22 protein-coding genes are annotated in these 17,123 nt (G+C 41.1%); 19 read left to right on the forward strand and 3 right to left on the reverse strand.

What is annotated here, in order from left to right; all coding sequences use genetic code 11:
• Positions 1-490: 490 nt before the first annotated feature.
• From C1E99_RS14875 to C1E99_RS00705, 13 genes are all read left to right on the forward strand, one after another.
• Positions 491-640: a hypothetical protein gene (locus tag C1E99_RS14875; protein ID WP_193441772.1), complete on the forward strand. Its 150-nt coding sequence runs from the start codon at positions 491-493 to the stop codon at positions 638-640.
• Complete coding sequence (locus C1E99_RS00650; protein WP_105206304.1) at positions 637-972, forward strand: hypothetical protein; 336 nt, start codon at positions 637-639, stop codon at positions 970-972. The genes C1E99_RS14875 and C1E99_RS00650 overlap by 4 nt, the downstream gene beginning before the upstream one ends.
• Entirely contained in the window at positions 965-1,234 is a 270-nt protein-coding gene (locus C1E99_RS00655) for a hypothetical protein (RefSeq protein WP_105109359.1), read from the forward strand. The genes C1E99_RS00650 and C1E99_RS00655 overlap by 8 nt, the downstream gene beginning before the upstream one ends.
• A 23-nt stretch (positions 1,235-1,257) precedes the next feature.
• Entirely contained in the window at positions 1,258-2,103 is an 846-nt protein-coding gene (locus C1E99_RS00660) for a DnaD domain protein (RefSeq protein ID WP_105206305.1), read from the forward strand.
• Positions 2,104-2,119: 16 nt separating this feature from the next.
• Positions 2,120-2,998, forward strand: coding sequence for an ATP-binding protein (locus C1E99_RS00665; RefSeq protein WP_105145347.1), 879 nt, complete (start codon positions 2,120-2,122; stop codon positions 2,996-2,998).
• Positions 2,999-3,143: 145 nt separating this feature from the next.
• Positions 3,144-3,329: a hypothetical protein gene (locus C1E99_RS00670; protein ID WP_105206306.1), complete on the forward strand. Its 186-nt coding sequence runs from the start codon at positions 3,144-3,146 to the stop codon at positions 3,327-3,329.
• Positions 3,330-3,422: 93 nt separating this feature from the next.
• Positions 3,423-3,998 (forward strand): hypothetical protein, encoded by a 576-nt coding sequence (locus C1E99_RS00675; RefSeq protein WP_105145349.1) that lies wholly within the window; start codon positions 3,423-3,425, stop codon positions 3,996-3,998.
• Positions 3,998-4,315 carry a hypothetical protein gene (locus C1E99_RS00680; protein ID WP_238146174.1) on the forward strand — a complete coding sequence of 106 codons (318 nt, stop codon included), beginning with the start codon at positions 3,998-4,000 and terminating at the stop codon, positions 4,313-4,315. Before C1E99_RS00675 ends, C1E99_RS00680 begins: the two co-directional genes overlap by 1 nt.
• 123 nt (positions 4,316-4,438) lie before the next feature.
• On the forward strand, positions 4,439-4,852 hold the full coding sequence (locus tag C1E99_RS00685; protein ID WP_105145350.1) for a hypothetical protein: 414 nt from the start codon (positions 4,439-4,441) through the stop codon (positions 4,850-4,852).
• 1 nt (position 4,853) lies between these two features.
• Entirely contained in the window at positions 4,854-5,270 is a 417-nt protein-coding gene (locus C1E99_RS00690) for a minor capsid protein (RefSeq protein ID WP_238146175.1), read from the forward strand.
• 230 nt (positions 5,271-5,500) lie between these two features.
• Entirely contained in the window at positions 5,501-5,683 is a 183-nt protein-coding gene (locus C1E99_RS00695; protein ID WP_105109363.1) for a type II toxin-antitoxin system HicA family toxin, read from the forward strand.
• 45 nt (positions 5,684-5,728) lie between these two features.
• Complete coding sequence (locus C1E99_RS00700) at positions 5,729-6,181, forward strand: type II toxin-antitoxin system HicB family antitoxin (RefSeq protein ID WP_105206307.1); 453 nt, start codon at positions 5,729-5,731, stop codon at positions 6,179-6,181.
• Positions 6,182-6,928: 747 nt separating this feature from the next.
• Positions 6,929-7,558, forward strand: a complete 630-nt coding sequence (locus C1E99_RS00705; protein WP_105206308.1) for an HAD family hydrolase — start codon at positions 6,929-6,931, stop codon at positions 7,556-7,558.
• Positions 7,559-7,596: 38 nt separating this feature from the next.
• On the opposite strand, the gene C1E99_RS00710 is transcribed toward C1E99_RS00705, so the two are convergent.
• Positions 7,597-7,782 (reverse strand): hypothetical protein, encoded by a 186-nt coding sequence (locus C1E99_RS00710; protein ID WP_105106809.1) that lies wholly within the window; start codon positions 7,780-7,782, stop codon positions 7,597-7,599.
• Between the two features lie 55 nt (positions 7,783-7,837).
• Positions 7,838-8,848, reverse strand: coding sequence for a lactonase family protein (locus C1E99_RS00715; RefSeq protein ID WP_105106808.1), 1,011 nt, complete (start codon positions 8,846-8,848; stop codon positions 7,838-7,840).
• Positions 8,849-8,985: 137 nt separating this feature from the next.
• On the opposite strand from C1E99_RS00715, the gene C1E99_RS00720 reads away from it, so the two are divergent.
• From C1E99_RS00720 to budA, 3 genes are read left to right on the forward strand one after another with little or no spacing between them, the layout of a single operon-like run.
• Positions 8,986-10,152, forward strand: coding sequence for an AI-2E family transporter (locus C1E99_RS00720; RefSeq protein ID WP_105106807.1), 1,167 nt, complete (start codon positions 8,986-8,988; stop codon positions 10,150-10,152).
• Positions 10,142-11,365: a tetratricopeptide repeat protein gene (locus C1E99_RS00725; protein ID WP_105206309.1), complete on the forward strand. Its 1,224-nt coding sequence runs from the start codon at positions 10,142-10,144 to the stop codon at positions 11,363-11,365. Before C1E99_RS00720 ends, C1E99_RS00725 begins: the two co-directional genes overlap by 11 nt.
• A 9-nt stretch (positions 11,366-11,374) precedes the next feature.
• Complete coding sequence (budA, locus tag C1E99_RS00730) at positions 11,375-12,091, forward strand: acetolactate decarboxylase (RefSeq protein WP_105206310.1); 717 nt, start codon at positions 11,375-11,377, stop codon at positions 12,089-12,091.
• Between the two features lie 24 nt (positions 12,092-12,115).
• Here the strand turns inward: budA and C1E99_RS00735 are convergent, their stop codons facing one another.
• Positions 12,116-13,774 carry an Rqc2 family fibronectin-binding protein gene (locus C1E99_RS00735; RefSeq protein ID WP_105206311.1) on the reverse strand — a complete coding sequence of 553 codons (1,659 nt, stop codon included), beginning with the start codon at positions 13,772-13,774 and terminating at the stop codon, positions 12,116-12,118.
• A 713-nt stretch (positions 13,775-14,487) separates the two neighbouring features.
• Here C1E99_RS00735 and trpX point away from each other — a divergent pair.
• Genes trpX through C1E99_RS00750 form a run of 3 tightly spaced genes read left to right on the forward strand, consistent with a single transcriptional unit; the run spans position 14,488 to position 17,122 of the window.
• On the forward strand, positions 14,488-15,486 hold the full coding sequence (gene trpX / locus C1E99_RS00740) for a tryptophan ABC transporter substrate-binding protein (RefSeq protein ID WP_269088940.1): 999 nt from the start codon (positions 14,488-14,490) through the stop codon (positions 15,484-15,486).
• 14 nt (positions 15,487-15,500) lie between these two features.
• A complete protein-coding gene (locus C1E99_RS00745; RefSeq protein ID WP_105206313.1) occupies positions 15,501-16,367 on the forward strand; it encodes an ABC transporter permease in 867 nt (288 codons plus the stop codon).
• Positions 16,364-17,122 carry an ABC transporter ATP-binding protein gene (locus tag C1E99_RS00750; protein WP_105206314.1) on the forward strand — a complete coding sequence of 253 codons (759 nt, stop codon included), beginning with the start codon at positions 16,364-16,366 and terminating at the stop codon, positions 17,120-17,122. Before C1E99_RS00745 ends, C1E99_RS00750 begins: the two co-directional genes overlap by 4 nt.
• Position 17,123: the final 1 nt, after the last annotated feature.

The raw sequence follows: 17,123 nt of genomic DNA on the forward strand, positions 1-17,123 counted from the left end.
TACCCTTTTTACACTAAACTTTAGTCCAAAATAAAATAATTTCCATATTTGGATTACGAGACTCAAAATATTTTTCGTCAAATACCTTGATGGACTTGACAAATGGTAGAAAAAAGCCATGTACAGGCGACCAAACCAACGTACACGGCTAAGGAAAAATAACAAAACTCAAGCAAAGGCAAGGCGCGTGGTTTTGTTAGGTATTTAGTAAGGGCGAGAAAGTTAGAACCCTTATCAAATATAATCATCTTAATTTTACCAAAAACAAAGGAGAAAATCAAAAATGCAAGAAATGACAATAGAAACAGCATTAACACTTATCACAATACTAACACCGCTGAATATCTTTCTATGGCTACATCTAGGAACGTATAAACTCCATAGCAAGCCAAAAGCCAAACCAGAGGGTAATCATACCAGAAAGCTAACGAATGCGAACTATGGGGCATATATTCAATCACAGGGCAGATATTACAATTAGGGGGAAACTATGCTGACATTTGAAGAACTTGAACAACTAAAAAAACAAATAATTGATAATACTACCCCAGACGAAGCACAGAATTTTCTTGATTTAGATCATGAGGGGAAAAAGTTATGGACAAAGAACAAAATAGCAAGTCTGGAGGTGCAGGCATGACAGAAACAAATTTACCAGAACATCTAAACAAAGTTTTCAAGCTCCTACCGCTTGGAATGGATTTGCCAATCACCGCCCCAGACATTGAGAAGCTGACAGGCTTGGACGTTCGAACCATTAGGGAACATATCCGCCAGCTAATAGTTGACTACGGTATTCCCGTTTGTGGCGGGCGTGATAACAGGCAAGGGGGCTACTATATCCCCCAGAATGAAACTGAGCGACTTGCTGGAGTATTACCACTCCAAAAGCAATACGACCAAGAACATAAGCGTATTCATGCATTATTGACGGCAGATTTGACAGACTGGAGGAAGTATAGAGATGCTTAACATTCTATCACGAGAGGCAGAACTGGAGTTACTGGAGAAGGTGGACAGACATCTGGACAAGCGGCTAGAGCTTGAGAAACAACAGCTAGAGAGGTTTGACTTGATACCAGCGGACGAAGTGGAAGAAAAACTAAAGGTATCGGGCACCACGCTGAGAAATTGGGAGAACGTTGGGCTACAACGGTATCAGTCACCATTTGAGAATAGCAAAAAAATATTTTACCGAGCCAGTGACCTATACAGATTTTTGGCAGTGAAATAGAGAAGGAACAGGAGAGTAATAGAATGGCAGAGGAAAAACGTTATTGGTGGTTGAAGATGGAACATGATTTTTTTGAACAAAAAGAAATGAAAGCATTGAAGCGGATGGCAGCAGGGTATGTATATACAACCATTTATCTAAAATTATTGCTGAAAAGCCTTAAAAATAATGGCTCACTATATTTTGAAAGTATTGAGGATGATTTTGTTTCTGAAATTGCTTTTGATATTGATGAACCAGTAGAAGATGTTAGGGCGGTATTTGATTTTCTAAAAAGAAAAGGACTGTTGATTGAAAAATCAGAAGTAGAAATTTCGTTACCTGGAGCAGTAGAGCGAGTAGGTTCTAAAACCCAGTCAGCAGTTAGGATGGAGCGGATGAGAGAAAAGAAAAAGCAGGATGATACCGTAACAATGTTACGCCAAACCGTAACACCGTTACAAGATAGTTACGTAGAGAAGAGTAGAGAAGAAAAGAAAAGAGATAGAGAAAGAGTAGAGGTAGATAAAGAGAAAAAACATCCAACCACCCCCCCTGCCCTTAATCAAGATTTTGTAAACATCTATAAATCTTTTGAAGCTGAAACAGGCAAGGCACTATCGCCGATGCAGATGCAAGAATTGCAGTACATGCTAGAGGATTTTAATGCTGATCTTATCAAAGAGGCACTAAGAGAGAGTGTTAGTCAAGGCAAGGCTAATTTTGCATATATTAAGGCAATTTTGAACAGATGGAAACAGGATAACCTATTGACTGTTGAACTTGTCAGAAACGCCAAACAGGCGCGTGAGAAGAGCAAACAGCAAACCCAACCGCCAGAGCCTACCAGTTTTGCAGAATGGCGACCAACAGCAGAAAATCCATTTTAGAAAGGGAAATAATGACATGAAGAAAGTAATTGATAATCTGAAATACTTGAAAGAAATTGATGAAATTTGTCCAATTCACAAAACAAAAATGATGCAGCTTGATAGGATAGTCAAGATAGCAGGAGAAGAAAACCCAAGGAAACCTTCGCCATATTGTCCTATGTGTGCAAGCGAGTTAATGGACAACCAAGAAAAAGAAATGATACAGGAATTACAGAATAAGCAGCTGTATTTGAAGACCTACAATGTTTTAATGCGAGATAGTACAGTACCCGAAGAACTGAGGGGGGCAAGCTTTGAGAACTTCAAGGCAGAAACCCCAGAAGAAAAGCAGTTACTGGAGTTTGCCAGAGGGCAGGTTGAGAAGTATAAGCAAGGCATGACAGGAAACACGCTTATAACGGGCCAGACGGGTATCGGAAAAAGTCACTTGTCTTTTGCAATGGCTAAGGCAATCAACGAGCATTTCAAGGATATTGGCAAGCCTAAGAGCGTGCTATTCGTTAGCTTGACTGAAATCATCAAGCAGATCAAAAACGGCTGGAACTATGGCAATGGGGCAAAACTGACGGAGTTTGATGCCGTGAAACTACTTACTAGCGTTGACTTTCTTATCTTGGACGATTTGGGGGCAAAGAATGCGAATATTAGCTCTAAAGGCGATTGGGAGCAGGAATTTCTGTTTGACATTCTCAATAATCGAGAAACCACAATAATTAACACCAATCTCAACAGCCAGGAATTGAAGACTGTTTACAATGAACGAAATGTGAGCCGAATTTTAAAAGGACTAGATGGGAACTCATTCAAGGCCTTTAGCATTTCAGACAAACGTTACAAAATCAACGAATTAAAGCAGAATAGGAAACAATTTGGAGAAAAACATGAAAGTTAAACTATTCAAGAAATTACACGGAGAACGTACAGCAGATTTTGAAGCACGGGTAAATGACTTTATGGCAACAGGGAGCGGGCGGGTGATACATACGGGGTAGTATTATACAAAGTCAGCCAAAAACAAACAAATTAGAGGGGGGAACATGGAGGAATTAAAAGACATTCAGCCAATGGAATCAGTAGCCGAGTTATTAAGTCAAGGCTGGATAATTTTAGAAAAAAATGGTATAATTAAAAAAGTGAGTAAAGTTAATCATGGCAGTGTTGAAATCCATTTCAGAGATGGTGTGCCGTATAAAAAGACTGAACACACTAACGATTTAATTTAATAAAAAATGCTGGAGGAAGAACCCAATGCAAATTCAAGCTAATGCTTTGTTTTTGTGTCGGGTTCTTTTAGTTGTCATAAGGAGGATATAAAAATGACAGTATCAAACGTGTTGCCAAAAATTCAATCAATCATTTCTCAAGTTAATACTAAACGCGATGTAATGGATGAGTACAAGCAAAAAATAGATGTAGCCAAAACGGATTTAGAAAAAGCTAAAGCAGCAAGGGAAAAGAATTTTTCATTTGAAACGGATAACAAGGTTACAGAGTTAGAGGGCTATATCATACGAGCCGAGAACCGATACAATGCTTTGAAGAGAGAATTTGAAGCAGAACAACAAGGGAAGTTGCGGGAAGTTGAAGACTTGTATAATGTGTATTTAACTGAGCAATGGGGGCAAGATGAAGAGGTTAGAACTTTGACAGAGCAGACTATTGCAAGCTTTAAGGAAACAATTTCCTTATTAGATCGTTATACCAAGAAGCCATCTGAACTTAATAAACTGGTATTGGCGCAGATTGTTAACGAGGATTTCAGAAAAGCATTTCACAGCCAGACTACATTCATCGGTGCTGGAAATTATTCCTTGGCCAACGCCATTCCACTAGATTATGAAACTTATCAGAGGTTATACAGTGCTGGACGTGCTTTGGGAGTTAAATTGTGATGAACTATCGGCAATATCACACAGCACTGGTTTACTCACTTGTATTACAGCATTTACTAAGGGATACCGAGCTAGAGGAGAAAGCATTCAACTTGTATGCGGATATCCTAGAGCGTGAACGGATTCCAAAATATCAGATAAAGACCGCAAGTCTGTACTCAAAGAGAATTGTGCGAGCCTATGAACGTGGGGAAATTCAACCTCCATCACCATTCACAAAACGGCAGAAAATTAGACAGTTTTTTGTCGGAATAGTGGAGTGGATTTTGTGCTTGAACAGAGAACGAACAAAAGATGAACAAAGGAAACGAAGCTAGGACGAAGCTAGGAACACGCGCCGATTTTGACAATAAAAAACAAACTTATCATAGGTTGAAAGAAGTCAAAAAACAGACTTGAACAGCGGACGAACAGCGAGAAAAACACGGACGGAGGTATTCATGACAAAGAAAAAAAGCGAGCGTATAGACGTGCTGTATAGAGAAAAGATTTTATGGTTGAAGTGGTATTTTTTAAAAGACAAGGGAAACCCAAATTATAGCGTGCTAGAGCGTAAGATGTTTGACGCTGCTAAAAATCGTGACTTACTAGCTTATCAAAAATATGTTACAATCAAGCGGATGACTGATATCATGGTGCAAACCAGCGACGAAACTCTTTTAAAAGTGATAAAGGATGTCTATGTGTATAATTACATGAACGTGGTTGGCGCGTGCCAGAAAATTCTATTTTTATCCCCCACGCAAGCATATGTACGCTTGAATAGATGGTTCGACACCTATTCTGATTTGTATTTCAGTATTGTACCGCTGCCTAATATGGGGGTATATCATAATAAATTAGAGGAGGTATAATATGGGAAAAGCTATTAGTGTTAAGATAGATTTAGGCGGGATAGAGAAAAAGCTTAGTTCACAATCCTTACAACTAGGAAAGGTAGCAATGATGAACCAAATGATGCTTGATACCGAAAAATATATACCAAAGAAAAGCGGTCATTTGCGAGCATCTGGGCATGTAGCCGGAAATTCTATAGTCTATAATCCACCTTATGCAAGGGCGCAGTATTACGGACCAAAACGTAAGGGGTTTGTTTCTGAAAAACAAAGACGATTTTTCTTTGCTAACAAAGAGGAATTATTAGCGGCTAAAAGAAAGTACACAACGCCTGGAACTGGTACACATTGGTATGAGAAATCCATTAAAAATGCTAATAATATCAGAAATTGGAAAAAGGCATTTATTGAAGCGATTGATATTGATGCTACTTGATAAATTTTAATACCTTGAAATTCTGATTTGTATTTCAGTCTAATACCGTTGTCTGATATGAAGATATATCATAGTGAACAGCAGTAGCGATTTTGTCATTTTGCACGTTTTGAGAATAGCACCAGCCCAGTACAGTCTATTTTGTCAAAATGGCGAGTTAAAAAAATATCTTTTTAGTTGAATACGTGTAACACGTATGGTATAATAATCTTGTCAGGAGGTAGAGCGCTATGCCGATGACACAAACAGAAATGGTTAAACTTTTGACGGCTGAGGGCTGGAAACAGGTCAAGGGCGGAAAAGGGTCACATGTCAAGATGGATAAATCAGGACATAGACCAATAACCATACCGCATGGAGAACTTAACAAGTACACCGAGCGGGCAATTCTAAGGCAGGCAGGTTTACGCTAAAGCGGTTTGACCGCTTGCCTTTTCAACTTTTGGAGGTTTTTCAATATGCTTGCAACTTACCCAGCTTTATTCTATTATGACGATACAGACAGCACTGTTGCCCCTTATTTTGTACATTTCCCAGACTTTGAACACTCAGCAACTCAAGGCGAGAGCATGGCGGATGCTATGGCAATGGCTAGCGATTGGCTTGGGATAACGCTTGCGGATATTATTGAAACGGGGCTAGAAGTTCCAGCGCCGTCTGACATTAACAAGCTTTCACTAGTTGACAATGACCCTTTCAAGAATGACCCAGAATTTTCAGAGAGTTATGATCTTACTAAGTCATTTATTTCATTGGTTGTGGTGGATGTAGCCGACTATTTAGGCAGTCATGAGCCAATAAAAAAGACTTTGACTATACCACGTTGGGCGGATAGATTGGGTAGAGAGTTAGGGCTTAACTTTTCCCAAACATTAACCGACGCTATCGCAGAAAAGAAATTACAAGCATAAGCATATTCTGGATACAGTAAAACACAGTAGAGTACAGTAAACTATGGTATAATACTCATACAGCTGAAGGCTTGCACAGTCTAGCCGATTAGGGAGCGTGATAGCCCGAGAGGTGAAGCACTCCCTTTTTTTTGAACAATGAAAAAGCGTATCAATTTGACACGCTAATTCTTGCCTGCTGAACTCATTTTTTTAATTCCCTTTTTAGTTACCCTTTATGTTTCCCCTACTTGTCCAAGCGTTTGAAATTTTGACAAAATCGAGGTAAATTTCTATCAGAGTACCCCCTATTTACAGGTACTGAAACATTGCCAGATAACTTGAAAAAATAAAACAGTCTGGGAGACTGTTTTATCCCCGAGCTAGAATAGCGAGGGCTATAGTAAGAGCAAGTCTGGAAATCTCCAGACTTGTTTTTCGTAGTACAGTGTACTAATTTATCCCCGAGTTAGAATAACGAGGGTTATAGTAAAAACAAGTCCGAAGATTTTCGGACTTGTTTTCAATGTCTGGGAGACTGTTTTATCCCCGAGCTAGTATAGCGAGGGTTATAATAAGAACAAGTCCAGTGATTTCTGGACTTGTTTTTCTATGTACGGTGTACTAATTTATTTTCGGGCTAACAAAGTGAGGGACAAGCAAAACTCTCTAGGGAGTTTTCTTTGCATTGCTATTAATAAAATGCTATCCTAAAAAGAAATGATACTAGTGTAAGTGTTCGCATTTTGAATGTAAATGGAGAGTGAAATGATTGAATGCATATTTTTTGATTTGGGATCAACCCTATTAGATAAGGAAGTAGCTTACCGCTATTATATAAAGAGGTGCGTGAAGAAGTTACTGTTGCTTGGAATAGAGGTTTCTGAGCAATCTTACCGTGAGAAAATAGAAGACTATGCAGATCAAAATCTAGATCCAATTGGATCGACTTGGCAATATTTTACCTCGACTGAGCCACGATCTTTATGGACAAATGAGGGTGTTAGGTTGTATCCTGAAACAATAGGTGTTCTAGAGAAATTATCTCAAAACTATAGATTAGGGATTGTTGCTAATCAATCTAGTACTGCTAGAGAAATATTGAGAGAGTGGGGGCTGGACTCGTATTTTCAGGTTATTATTCTCTCTGAAGAAGTTGGTATACGCAAACCAGATACGAGAATCTTCAAGCTAGCTTTGGAGGAGGCAGGCATTTCAGTGGATAAGGCTGTCTATGTCGGTGACCGATATGATAATGACATTCTACCCGCAAAATCCTTGGGAATGTACACTATACGAATACTGACAGGTTTTGGAAAGTATGCCAGTGAAAACAATCAGTTAAAAAGCGACTGGAGTATTACTTCATTGCAAGAGTTGGCAACTATTTTTGGGTAAACAAAAAAACTAGACTGAAATTCAGCCTAGTTATATTTTTAGAACAAGCCTTTAACCTTGTCCAAAAGTCCGTTTACACCTTCAGAACCTGACAACAAGCCTTTTGCTTGCTCTAAGTATTCGCCGAAGTTGTCTTTGTTTTCTTCGATGAATTGTTTTGCACCGTCAAAGTCTTTGTTTGCGATAAGTTCTTTCACTTGATTAAATAAATCTACTGGATTCATGTAACTCACCTCCTATAGATATATTAAACCAAAAATAGAGCGATTTCACAAATAATTAGTCTTCAAAAAATGTTACGCAGACAGATTCAGGAACGTAGAAATCATGGTAAAGTTCTGTCAATCGACCACTTTCAATGTCCCTTGCAAATACAGTTGCATTGTCAGAGTCTTGGTGGACAACAATCAAATGCTTTTCATCTGGACTTAGAACGAAATCGCGTGGGATTTTACCATTTGTAGGGATGATCTCAACCAATTCTAGGCTAGCATCTCCAAGCGTTTTGTAGACGGCGATGGAGTCATTTCCACGGTTAGATCCGTAGACGAATTTCCCATCTTTTGTAATGCGAATAGCAGCTGTGCCATTGAAACCAGTATGATTTTCAGGCAAGGTTGAGATAGTCTGCATTAGTTCAAATTGTCCACACCCATCATAAATAAGTACTTCAATGGTCGAATTAAGTTCACAAATGAGATAGGCTATTTTTGCGACAGGATGGAAGACAATGTGACGTGGACCGCTTCCGGGTGCTGCTTGATAAGTAGCGACTTTCTCTACTTTTCCTTGGTCGGACACCTTGTAAGTAACAACTTGATCGCAACCTAAATCACAGGTTACTAAGAATTTGTCTGGGGTTAAATCGGAAAAGTGGACATGGGCAGATGCTTGGTTTTCATGTGGTCCAGATCCTTCATGTTGAGCTACATCAGCCAATTCAAGTGAGCCATCTTCTAATCGTTTATAGACTAGAACTTGCCCTTTGTGGTAATTGGCAGCATAAACTAGATTTTTTTCTTCATCAACAGCAACATAGCAGTGGGGAGCACCGTCGCTGACAACATGGTTTAGTAAGCTAAAATCAGTATCAAAAGCTACAATACCGCCTTGACCATTTTCAGCTCCAACTGAGTAAAGTCGACCAGCTTTATCAAAGGCAAGATAGGTTGGGTTTGGTTCTTCAGCAACCAATTCTAAGTTACTGAGTTGACCAGTTTCACTATTGAATTGGGCTTTATAAATCCCTTTTGAATCACGTTTTGTGTAGGTACCGAAATAAACAGTCATGGCTATCTCCTATGTAAATCATTTTTAAAATTATACCATATTTTTCCTGTAAAGTCTGAGAAATCTCATAGTTCATTTGTTTCAAATATCTCATTAAATGATACAATAGAAAAAAAAAAGACTGAGGAGTGCGTGTAATGGATGATCAACATCAAAAATTTAGTTTAACATGGTTTTTTCGTTTATTTTTAAACAGCCAAGCAGTAATCTTTTTGTTGGTTACTTTGCTAACTTTTTTGACTATTTTTGTATTTAGTAAGATTAGTTTTTTGTTAAGACCCATTGGTAGTTTTTTGGAGATTTTACTCTTACCGATGATTTTAACAGGACTTCTTTATTATCTATTAAATCCAATGGTTGATTGGATGGAGAAACATAAGATTTCTCGTACAATTGGCATTTCTATTTTATTTGTCCTAATTAGTCTGCTTATTGTTTGGGGGCTGGCTGTAGCCATTCCTAGTATCCAAGAACAGGTGGTATCTTTTGCACGGAACCTGCCAGCAAATATCCAGAAAATCGAAGGACAGGTAACAGGGCTCTTGCAGGATCAGCGCTTTGAACAATTTAGACCAACAGCTCTGGAGATGTTAAATAAGGTCAATGATCAGGTCGTTGCCTATGCTCAGAAGTTTTCCTCAAGTGCTGTGAATTGGGCAAGTAATTTGATTTCGACTGCATCACAAATTATTGTTGCCGTTCTGATTATGCCTTTTATCCTTTTTTATCTCTTACGTGACGGGCAACATTTGAATAAACATATTACCCAATATTTACCAACTAAATGGAGAAATCCGATTGGGACGGTTTTGACGGATGTTAACAGCCAGCTAGCAAACTATGTGAGGGGACAGGTGACAGTTGCAATCATTGTTGCCCTGATGTTTTCAATCATGTTTTCAATTATCGGTCTTAGCTATCCAGTAACATTGGGGGTGATGGCTGGTTTCCTCAATCTAATTCCGTATCTTGGTTCATTCTTGGCCATGATTCCAGCAGTTATATTAGGATTAATTGCGGGACCTATTATGCTGATTAAGGTTTTAATTGTTTTTATGGTGGAACAAACTATTGAAGGGCGATTTGTAACTCCCCTAATCATTGGTTCTTCTTTGAATATTCACCCGATTACCATCTTGTTTGTACTCTTAACAGCTGGTCAAATGTATGGAGTTCTTGGGGTGCTTTTGGGGATTCCAATCTATGCATCCATTAAAGTGTTAGTCAAGGCAGTATTTGAGTGGTACAAAGCAAATAGCCATTTATATGAAGAAGAAAAGAACGAGGTTTTGAATGAACAATAGTGAAAAAATGTTGTCTTGTTTGGACCAGCAGGATTTAGCCAAGGCAGATAAGTATTTCAAGCGCGCCTTGGTGCAAGATGATAGCGAAATGCTTTTGTCCTTGGCAGCCTATTTAGAAGGCATTGGTTTTTTCCCACATGCTAGACAAATCTATGAACAGGTCAAAGAAGAATTTCCCGAAGTACTGATCAATCTTGCCCAAATAGCATTTGAAGATGGCTTGGTTGAAGAATCTTTCGGATACTTGGAGGAAATTTCGGAAGACAGTTCTGTCTATGTGGAAGCCTTGTTGGTCAAGGCGGACCTGTATCAGGCAGAAGGCTTGTCGGATGTGGCGCGTGAAAAATTGTTAGAAGCAAGTCACTTATCAGATGAACCCATCATTCTCTTTGGCTTAGCAGAATTGGATATGGAACTGGAGCTTTTTAATGAGGCTATTTCCTATTATGCCCAGCTGGATAATCGTGAAATCTACGAATTAACGGGAGTTTCTACCTATCAGCGAATTGGTATTGCCTATGCAAGTTTGGGGAAATTTGAAGCAGCCATTGAATTTTTGGAAAAGGCTGTTGAGTTGGAATACGATGATCAGACTGTTTTTGAATTGGCTGCTCTGCTATTTGAACGAGAAGAATACCAAAAGGCCAATCTCTACTTCAAGCAACTGGATACCATCAATCCTGATTTTGAGGGCTATGAATATGCCTATGCCCAATCTCTCCATGCAGAGCATAAGATTGAAGAAGCCTTGGTTATGACTCAAAAAGGCCTGGCAAAAAATGACTTTGATGCCAATCTCTTGCTCCAGGCTTCTCAGTATGCCTATGAATTGCATGACGAGGCGAGGGCAGAAGATTATCTTCTACGGGCAAAAGAGGTAGCAGATGATAGTAACGAACTAGCTCTGCGCTTGTCCAATCTGTATCTTGAGCAGGAACGATTTGAAGAGGTTGTGGCTTTATTTGATGAAGAGGTAGAAAACGTTCTAGCTCGCTGGAATGTGGCCAAAGCCTATCAAGCTCTAGAAAGAGATGATGAAGCTATTGAGCTTTACGATGAATTGGCTGGAGAATTGGCTGAGAATCCTGAATTTTTGGCTGATTACGTAGCGGTTTTACATCAACTTGGTCGTTTGGATGAGGCAAGAGAGCAAGCTAGTCGTTATATCCAATTGGTGCCAGACGATTTAGCCATGCAAGAATTTTTGAATTAAGAGTAGGTTATGCAAGTAAATCGATTATTTCAATACAATACCTTAGGTGCCTTAATGGCAGGACTTTACGGAGGATCTTTGACAGTTGGTGAATTGTTGGAACATGGTGATTTGGGCTTGGGAACCCTGGATTCCATTGACGGCGAGCTGATTGTCTTGGATGGAAAGGCCTATCAGGCCAAGGGAGCAGGGGAAAAACCAGAAGTGGTTGAAGTTCCTGCTGATATGAAGGTTCCCTATGCAGCGGTTATTTTTCACGAAGCAGAAGTCATTTTCAAACAGCGCTTTGAAATGACCAGCGAGGAATTGCATCAGCGAATTGAATCCTATTATGATGGGGAAAATCTCTTTCGCTCCATCAAAATCAAGGGAACGTTTGCTCGGATGCATGTCCGCATGATTCCCAAGTCGGCTTCGGATGTTCGTTTTGCGGAAGTGGCAAGTCGCCAGCCTGAGTATACCGCTGAGAATATTTCAGGTACCATTGTTGGTATTTGGACGCCAGAGATTTTCCATGGTGTCAGTGTGGCTGGCTATCATTTGCATTTTATCTCGGATGATTTGACCTTCGGTGGTCATGTCATGGACTATGTTATCTCAGAAGGAATGGTGGAAGTGGGACCAGTAGATCAACTAGACCAACGTTTCCCTGTTCAAGACCGCCAGTATCTTTTCGCTAAGTTCAACGCTAAGGAAGTTAGAGAAGATATTGATAAGGCGGAGTGATTTCAATACAGAAAAATCCATGAATTAGATTTTCATGGATTTTATTTTGTCTTCAGTTGGGGTGACACGAAGGGTCTTCTGACCGCGGTAGGTCACAAATCCTGGCTTGCCACCTGTTGGTTTGTGCAGTTTCTTAGCTTCAATCATATCCACTTGGACCAAGTTAGAATGCCTTGCCTTGGAGAAATAGGCGGCTAACTCCGCCGCATCGGTCTTGACCTCGTCGCTTGGGTCCAAGTTGTCTGTGATGATCACGTGACTGCCTGGAATGTCTTTGGCATGGAACCAGAGTTCGCCTTTTTTGGCCATTTTGAAGGTCAACTCATCATTTTGCAGGTTATTTTTTCCAACCAGAATAATGGTTTTCCCGTCCGTCGCCAAGTATCGCTCAGGTTTCTGACGCTTATGGATTTTCTCACGATGACGGCGTTTGAGGTAGCCTGTTTCAATCAGCTCCTCACGGATTTCATCAATTTCAGCCAGACTAGCCTGTCCCAGCATGGTATCAACGGACTCCAGATAGACAATGGTTGCCTTGGTTTCCTCAATCAAGTTGGTCAGGTGCTTGACCGCCTCCTTGAGTTTCTGGTACTTCTTGAAGTACCGTTGGGCATTCTGACTAGGAGTCAAAGCCACATCCAACTCAATCTCTAGCTCCTCGCCCGTATAGTAGTTGTCTAAGGTCACACTAGCCTGGTCATTTGGCACTTGATGCAGATAGGTGGTCAAGAGCTCGCCCTTTTGTCGCACCAACTCCGCCGTCTCCGTATCCGCCAATTCCTGCTCCTGCTTGACCAGTTTCTTGCGATTTTTCTCCAGCTCACTGGCCACCCGCTTGATCAGCTCATTGGCCTGCTGGGCCACCCGGTCCCGCTCCGCCTTGTCCTGATAATAGAAGTCCAGCAGACTGCTCAGACTCTCAAAGTGTGGCTGGTTTTCAGGGCTATTGGCAAATGGCAGAGCAGCATAGGATTTGTCTGTCAGGCTAGGCTGTGTAGCTTGGTCAAAAAAGGCACGGAAGTTCTTGAGGCGGTCTATCTGCAAGTGACTGGCTAGTTCAGAAGCCGTATCCCGTCCCAAACCTTGAAAAAACTGTTGGAGATTTTTTGGACTCAGTTCCTGAGTCGATAATATTTCAAACAATTTCTCATCAGACACCGTATAAGGATTGAGAGAATGCGTCTCCGGTGGACGAATATAGGTGGAACCTGGCAAGATGGTTCGGTAGGAATTTTGCGAGAAACCAACGTGCTTGATAGCTTCGATAATCCGCTGCTCAGACTTGTCTACCAAGATGATATTACTGTGCTTGCCCATGATTTCTACCATCAAGGTAGCTTGGATATGGTCGCCAATCTCGTCCTTGTTGGACACCGAAAACTCTAAGATGCGGTCATTGTCCAGCTGACGAATGTCTTCGATAATGGCACCTTGTAAGTATTTTCGTAAAATCATGGTAAAGGTATTGGGCACCTTGGGATTGGTAAAGTCCGACTGGGTCAGCTGAACCCGCCCGAAAATCGAATGGGCGGATAGGAGCAGCTTATGGCTCTGACGGTTGCTGCGGATGTTGAGGACAATCTCCTGTTCAAAGGGCTGGTTGATTTTCTGAATCCGTCCACCTTCTAAATTGGCCTTTAACTCAGCCGTCATATAATGTAAAAAAAATCCGTCAAAAGACATGGTTTTCCTCTTTCTAATAGCTATAACTCAGTCTAGTATATCATATTTTGATGTTTTTTGATGAGACTGGTAGTCCCTACTGACAGAAAAAGTTTTCAGAAAATTTAATCAAAAGTATTGACAAAGACTGATGGATGCCGTATAATCGTCTGTAATCAGAAGAAGTAGTAAAGCAGAAGTCTTCAGGGAGCCTGTGGTACTGAGAACGGGTGGCGGAGTTTTATGAAATGGGCTGATGTGCATTTATGTCTATTTTATGACGTCGTTAGTCGGTCTCGCCGTACCACCAGTACTGCCTTCACCCGACTGCCTAGTCCTAAAATGCCCTAAATTCACAAGGATTGTTTGGTATGACTTACTTTGAAACCAGCCAAAACAATCACGCAAATGAACTTAAAACAATGATAGTTCGGTCCGCACACCTTACAGTGCAACTCCTTGTTAGAGGAGATGAGATATGGGAGGATTCTAGACAATTCCCATAAGTGAGGTGGCACCGTGTCATTGACGCCCTCGCGTACTGTTTTTCAGTATGTGGGGGCTTTTTCCTTGTCTTTGTAGACTGTTGTTCAATTGAAAAAACGGTATGCAGATAATGACATTCTACTTTGACTATGGTAGATAATACGAGGTAATCATGATGAAACGATGGCGATGGTGGAATAGTATACTGATGATGTAGGATTTGTTTATTAAAAAGGAGAAATGATATGATGAAAAATAAGAATTTACTTGCTACAATTGTTGCCCTTACTGTGATGGTGGTTGCCGCCCTGTTTATGACGCAAAAAGAGCAGACTAGTCAGTCTGCTAGCTCTGAAAAAGTTAAAATTGGTGTTCTTCAGTTTGTGACACATGACTCACTAGATGAGATTTACAAGGGAATTAAGGCCGGACTAGAAGAAGGTGGCTATTCTACAACAGACAATTTGGAGATTGATTTTATGAATGCTGAGGCTGACCAGTCCCAAGTTCAGACCATGAGTAAAAAATTGGTGGACAATGGCAATGAGCTTTTGATTGGGATTGCAACACCTGCTGCACAAGGGTTGGCAAATGCAACGACAGAATTACCTATCATCATGGGAGCTGTAACGGACCCAGTTGGTGCTAACTTGGTATCTGACTTGAAAAATCCTGGTGGAAATATCACAGGGGTATCTGACCAAACACCAGTTGCGGATGCTGTTTCATTGATAAAAGAAATCACACCAGACGCTAAAACTATCGGTGTCCTCTACTCTTCAAACGAGGACAATTCAAAAATTCAAGTTGAGGAATTTAAGGCGGCAGCGGAAGAAGCAGGCTACACCGTTTTGGAGTATGCAGTAGCTTCAAGTAATGAACTAGCATCTACAGTAGAGGTGGCAACAAGTAAGACAGATGTTCTCTTCACACCAGTGGACAATACGGTCGCATCAGCCTTTTCAACTGTCGTTTCTGTGGCCAATAAAACCAAAACACCGATTTTCACCAGTGTAGAAGACATGGTAGAGGGCGGTGGTATCGCTTCTGTAACCCTTAGCCAATATGATTTAGGTGTGGCAACTGGTAAAATGGCTGCGAAAATTCTTGACGGTGCCAATCCAGCGGATACACCTGTACAAATCTTTAACGAAGGAACCGTTGTCGTTAACCAGAAAGTTGCTAAAGAATTAGGTATTACCTTGTCAGATGATGTAATCAATCAGGCAAGTAAGGTTATTGAATAAAACAAAGGAAAGTTATGATTGTATCAACAGTTTCACAGGCTCTCTTATGGGCTGTACTAGGAATGGGAATATTTGTCACCTTTCGGATTTTGAATTTTCCGGATATGACGACAGAGGGCTCTTTTCCACTTGGAGGAGCAGTTGCAGTGACCTTACTGACTCAGGGAGTTCATCCTGTCTTGGCAACCCTGGCAGCCGTTTTGGCAGGCTGTTTGGCAGGTTTGGTCACAGGCTTGCTCTATACCAAGGGAAAAATTCCTACACTTTTGGCCGGTATTCTGGTCATGTCTTCCTGTCACTCCATTATTCTCTTTATCATGGGACGGGCAAATTTGGGCTTGTTAAATACCAGTCGCTTACAGGACTTGCTTCCATTTTCCGAGCAAGTGAATGGTCTCTTGCTTGGTCTGGGAAGTGTTGCCCTAGTCATTGGTGCCTTGATGTTCTTCCTCTATACTCGCCTGGGTCAAGCCTTTATCGCGACGGGGGACAATCCAGATATGGCTCGCAGTTTTGGTATCAATACTAGCAGAATGGAACTGCTTGGCTTGATTCTTTCTAATGGGATTATTGCCCTTGCGGGTGCCTTGATTGCCCAACAAGAGGGCTATGCGGATGTATCACGTGGTATCGGTGTCATTGTGGTCGGTATGGCTAGCTTGATTATCGGTGAGGTCTTGTATGGAAATTTGACCATGTTGGAACGGTTCTTGGCCATTGCAGTGGGTGCCATCTTCTATCAGTTCTTGATTTTGGTGGTTATTTCCCTCGGTATCAATACCAGCTACCTCCGTATCTTCTCAGCCATGATTTTGGCGGTCTGCCTCATGGTTCCTGAGCTGAAAAATAAACTTCTGAAAGGAGCCAGTCTGTCACGATGAAAGCAATTGTTGAATTAAAAAATGCCACCAAGGTGGTGACAAACGGTTTTGATGAAGAACGTGTGATTTTGGACAATGTCAATCTGACCATCTACCAGGGGGATTTTATTACCATTTTGGGTGGAAATGGGGCTGGGAAGTCGACCCTCTTTAATGTCATTGCTGGAACCTTGCCCTTGACTAGTGGTTCGGCCCATATTCTTGGTGAGGACGTGACCAATTGGCCTGCAGAAAAGCGTGCCAAGTATCTGGCTCGTGTCTTTCAAGACCCGAAAATGGGAACTGCTCCGCGGATGACAGTGGCTGAAAACCTACTTATCGCTAAGTATCGTGGCGAGGGACGGGGTTTGGTGCCACGCAGATTGGCCCAGCAGACCGAAGAATTTGCCCAGCTTTTGCCGAGAGTGGGAAATGGTTTGGAAAAACATTTGGACACGCCAGCAGGGCTCTTATCAGGTGGTCAACGCCAGGCATTGAGTTTGTTGATGGCGAGTTTGAAACAGCCTGAACTTTTACTCTTGGATGAGCATACCGCAGCCCTTGACCCTAAAACCAGCCAATCCTTGATGCACTTAACGGATGAGTTGATTGCGACCAAGGGAATGACAGCCCTCATGGTCACTCATCAAATGGAAGATGCTCTCCGTCACGGCAATCGCTTGATTGTCATGAAGAATGGTCAGATTATTCAAGACCAGACTAGCGAAGAGAAATCCCAGATGAAGCTGGAAGATTATTATAAGTTATTTGATTAAA

This window comes from Streptococcus suis, from assembly GCF_002964045.1.
In the GTDB taxonomy this organism is placed as follows: domain Bacteria; phylum Bacillota; class Bacilli; order Lactobacillales; family Streptococcaceae; genus Streptococcus; species Streptococcus suis_U.

What these genes read in the sequence shown, in the direction of transcription:
- C1E99_RS00650 (WP_105206304.1), top strand. Translation starts at nt 637, where the DNA reads ATGACAGAAACAAATTTACCAGAACATCTAAACAAAGTTTTCAAGCTC.
- C1E99_RS00685 (WP_105145350.1), top strand. Translation starts at nt 4,439, where the DNA reads ATGACAAAGAAAAAAAGCGAGCGTATAGACGTGCTGTATAGAGAAAAG.
- C1E99_RS14875 (WP_193441772.1), top strand. Translation starts at nt 491, where the DNA reads ATGCTGACATTTGAAGAACTTGAACAACTAAAAAAACAAATAATTGAT.
- C1E99_RS00695 (WP_105109363.1), top strand. Translation starts at nt 5,501, where the DNA reads ATGCCGATGACACAAACAGAAATGGTTAAACTTTTGACGGCTGAGGGC.
- C1E99_RS00705 (WP_105206308.1), top strand. Translation starts at nt 6,929, where the DNA reads ATGATTGAATGCATATTTTTTGATTTGGGATCAACCCTATTAGATAAG.
- C1E99_RS00655 (WP_105109359.1), top strand. Translation starts at nt 965, where the DNA reads ATGCTTAACATTCTATCACGAGAGGCAGAACTGGAGTTACTGGAGAAG.
- C1E99_RS00670 (WP_105206306.1), top strand. Translation starts at nt 3,144, where the DNA reads ATGGAGGAATTAAAAGACATTCAGCCAATGGAATCAGTAGCCGAGTTA.
- C1E99_RS00690 (WP_238146175.1), top strand. Translation starts at nt 4,854, where the DNA reads ATGGGAAAAGCTATTAGTGTTAAGATAGATTTAGGCGGGATAGAGAAA.
- C1E99_RS00715 (WP_105106808.1), bottom strand. Translation starts at nt 8,848, where the DNA reads ATGACTGTTTATTTCGGTACCTACACAAAACGTGATTCAAAAGGGATT.
- C1E99_RS00720 (WP_105106807.1), top strand. Translation starts at nt 8,986, where the DNA reads ATGGATGATCAACATCAAAAATTTAGTTTAACATGGTTTTTTCGTTTA.
- C1E99_RS00680 (WP_238146174.1), top strand. Translation starts at nt 3,998, where the DNA reads ATGAACTATCGGCAATATCACACAGCACTGGTTTACTCACTTGTATTA.
- C1E99_RS00700 (WP_105206307.1), top strand. Translation starts at nt 5,729, where the DNA reads ATGCTTGCAACTTACCCAGCTTTATTCTATTATGACGATACAGACAGC.
- C1E99_RS00745 (WP_105206313.1), top strand. Translation starts at nt 15,501, where the DNA reads ATGATTGTATCAACAGTTTCACAGGCTCTCTTATGGGCTGTACTAGGA.
- budA (WP_105206310.1), top strand. Translation starts at nt 11,375, where the DNA reads ATGCAAGTAAATCGATTATTTCAATACAATACCTTAGGTGCCTTAATG.
- trpX (WP_269088940.1), top strand. Translation starts at nt 14,488, where the DNA reads ATGAAAAATAAGAATTTACTTGCTACAATTGTTGCCCTTACTGTGATG.
- C1E99_RS00725 (WP_105206309.1), top strand. Translation starts at nt 10,142, where the DNA reads ATGAACAATAGTGAAAAAATGTTGTCTTGTTTGGACCAGCAGGATTTA.
- C1E99_RS00665 (WP_105145347.1), top strand. Translation starts at nt 2,120, where the DNA reads ATGAAGAAAGTAATTGATAATCTGAAATACTTGAAAGAAATTGATGAA.
- C1E99_RS00675 (WP_105145349.1), top strand. Translation starts at nt 3,423, where the DNA reads ATGACAGTATCAAACGTGTTGCCAAAAATTCAATCAATCATTTCTCAA.
- C1E99_RS00750 (WP_105206314.1), top strand. Translation starts at nt 16,364, where the DNA reads ATGAAAGCAATTGTTGAATTAAAAAATGCCACCAAGGTGGTGACAAAC.
- C1E99_RS00710 (WP_105106809.1), bottom strand. Translation starts at nt 7,782, where the DNA reads ATGAATCCAGTAGATTTATTTAATCAAGTGAAAGAACTTATCGCAAAC.
- C1E99_RS00660 (WP_105206305.1), top strand. Translation starts at nt 1,258, where the DNA reads ATGGCAGAGGAAAAACGTTATTGGTGGTTGAAGATGGAACATGATTTT.
- C1E99_RS00735 (WP_105206311.1), bottom strand. Translation starts at nt 13,774, where the DNA reads ATGTCTTTTGACGGATTTTTTTTACATTATATGACGGCTGAGTTAAAG.